We start from the raw sequence: 2123 nt of genomic DNA, 5'->3' as shown, positions 1-2123 counted from the left end.
CTGCATGGCCTGGGCCTGCTTCATGAGGCCGGCGAGTTGTCCTTTGTTGAACATGCTGTTTCTTTCTTTGTAGGAATGGATGAGTGGCTCAGGCCCGTGTGGCCTTGAGCGTGCCAGGGACGATTCTGCCGCCAAAGTCGCGCATCATGGTCTGCACAAACGGGTCCCCCATGATCTGCGCTTCGGCCTGCCGCTGCAGCCGCTCGGCCTCCAGCGCCAGGCGTCGGGAAGGTGAGTCGATCACGGTACCGATTTCCACCACCAGGCGCACCTGGTGGCCAATGGTTTGCAAGGCCGTGGCCAGGCGTTCGCGGCTGTTGCCCTGGTTGAGCGACTCGCGCTCCACCCGCAACACCCAGCGGTCGGTGTCACGTGCCACCAGCTGCGACTGCAAGCCGAGTTCGCGCACCAGTGCCGAAATCGTTTCATTGCGCACCAGTTGCATGATGGCGTCGAACCAGAAATCGCCCTCTTCGCTGGGAGCGATGGGCGCCAGCCCGGAGGGCATTGCCGGCGCACGGACTTGGGGTTGGTCCAGCCGGCCCGGCTCTCCCGCATCGCGCACGGGAATGGCCACCGTGCGACTCGGGGTGGGCGCGGTATCGGGGTTCTCTTCCCAGGGTGGCCCGTCGTCTTCGGGCCAGGGCGCATCGTCCGTCTCGGGCGAGACTGCGGCTTGAATGGCAGGTGCTGGCTCCGGCAATGCCTGGACCACCACCGGCTTGGGGACTGGCGGTGCGACGGGGGCGGCAACCGGCACCACAACCGGTGATGCAGCGGGCACCAGCCGCGCCATCGGCGCACTCACCGGCACGGCGGCCACCACCGGTGGTGATGCCGCCTCAGCGGGTTTCAGAGTTTTTTTTTCCGCTGCGACCACCACCGCGCTCGCAGGCTTGAACGCCAGCAACCGCAGCAGCACCATGGTCAAACCGGCGTATTCGTCGGGCGCCAGGCCGAGCTCGGCCCGGCCGTGCAGGCACAGGCTGTAAAGCAGTTGCGTCTCATCAGCGGGCAGGCTGCCGGCCAGGCGCTCGATCTCGATCTCGTCCGGGTCTTCCAGGCCATCGGCCGGCGCGCGGCCCGGCACCGCCTGAAGCACCGCCATGCGCTGCAGCACGCCGGTCATGTCTTCGAGTGTGGTGGCGGCGTTCAGTCCATTGAGGCGCAATGCATCGATGGTGTCCACCACCGTGGCGCCGTCCGCACGCGCCAGCGCGTCGATCAGGCGCAGCACATAGGACCGATCCACCGCGCCAAGCATCTGGCGCACTGTGGCCTCCTGCAACTGGCCACCGCCGAAGGCAATCGCCTGGTCGGTGAGCGACAGCGCGTCGCGCATGGAGCCGCGCGCCGCGCGGGAGATGAGCCGCAAGGCCTGCGTTTCAGCCGGCACTTGCTCGGCCTGCAGCACCTGTATCAGGTGCTCTTGCACCGTCTCGGGCGCCATCGGCCGCAGGTTGAACTGCAGACAACGCGAGAGCACGGTGACGGGTACCTTCTGCGGGTCGGTCGTGGCCAGCACGAACTTGAGGTACTCGGGTGGCTCTTCCAGCGTCTTCAACATGGCGTTGAACGCCGTGTTGGTCAACATGTGAACCTCGTCGATCATGAAAACCTTGAAGCGGCCCTGCACCGGCTTGTAGACCGCCTGCTCCAGCAAGGCCTGCACCTCGTCCACGCCCCGATTGGAAGCGGCGTCAAGCTCGGTGTAGTCCACGAAGCGGCCACTGTCGATGTCGGTGCACGCCTGGCACACGCCGCAGGGTTCGGCGGTGATGCCGCCCTGCCCGTCGGTGCCCAGGCAGTTGAGCGACTTGGCCAGAATGCGCGAGACGGTCGTCTTGCCCACACCGCGCGTGCCGGTGAACAGGTAGGCGTGGTGCAGTCGCTGGGTGGTCAGTGCGTTGGAGAGCGCCTGAACCACATGGCCCTGACCCACCATTTCGGTGAAATTGCGCGGGCGGTATTTGCGAGCCAGAACGACATAGGACATGGGGTCGATTCTAAGCGGCGGGTTATGGGCCAAAGCCCTGCGCCACCACAGCGCATCGCCTACAATCACCCTCGACGGGCCTTCCCGCATGGTGAAGCGGCCAACCGGGTCAGGTGGGGAACCAAGC

General features: G+C 66.0%; 1 protein-coding gene. It reads right to left on the bottom strand.

The features are described from left to right. Positions 1–88: 88 nt before the first annotated feature. Positions 89–1996: a DNA polymerase III subunit gamma/tau gene (dnaX, locus tag IV113_RS25025; RefSeq protein ID WP_291090990.1), complete on the bottom strand. Its 1908-nt coding sequence runs from the start codon at positions 1994–1996 to the stop codon at positions 89–91. Between the last annotated feature and the right edge of the window lie 127 nt (positions 1997–2123).

This window comes from Hydrogenophaga sp. (genome assembly GCF_018780385.1).
Taxonomy (GTDB): Bacteria; Pseudomonadota; Gammaproteobacteria; order Burkholderiales; family Burkholderiaceae_C; genus Hydrogenophaga.
This window is presented reverse-complemented; position numbering and strand designations above follow the sequence as displayed.

Coding starts and splice junctions, on each gene's coding strand:
- dnaX (WP_291090990.1), bottom strand. CDS start 1,996: ATGTCCTATGTCGTTCTGGCTCGCAAATACCGCCCGCGCAATTTCACC.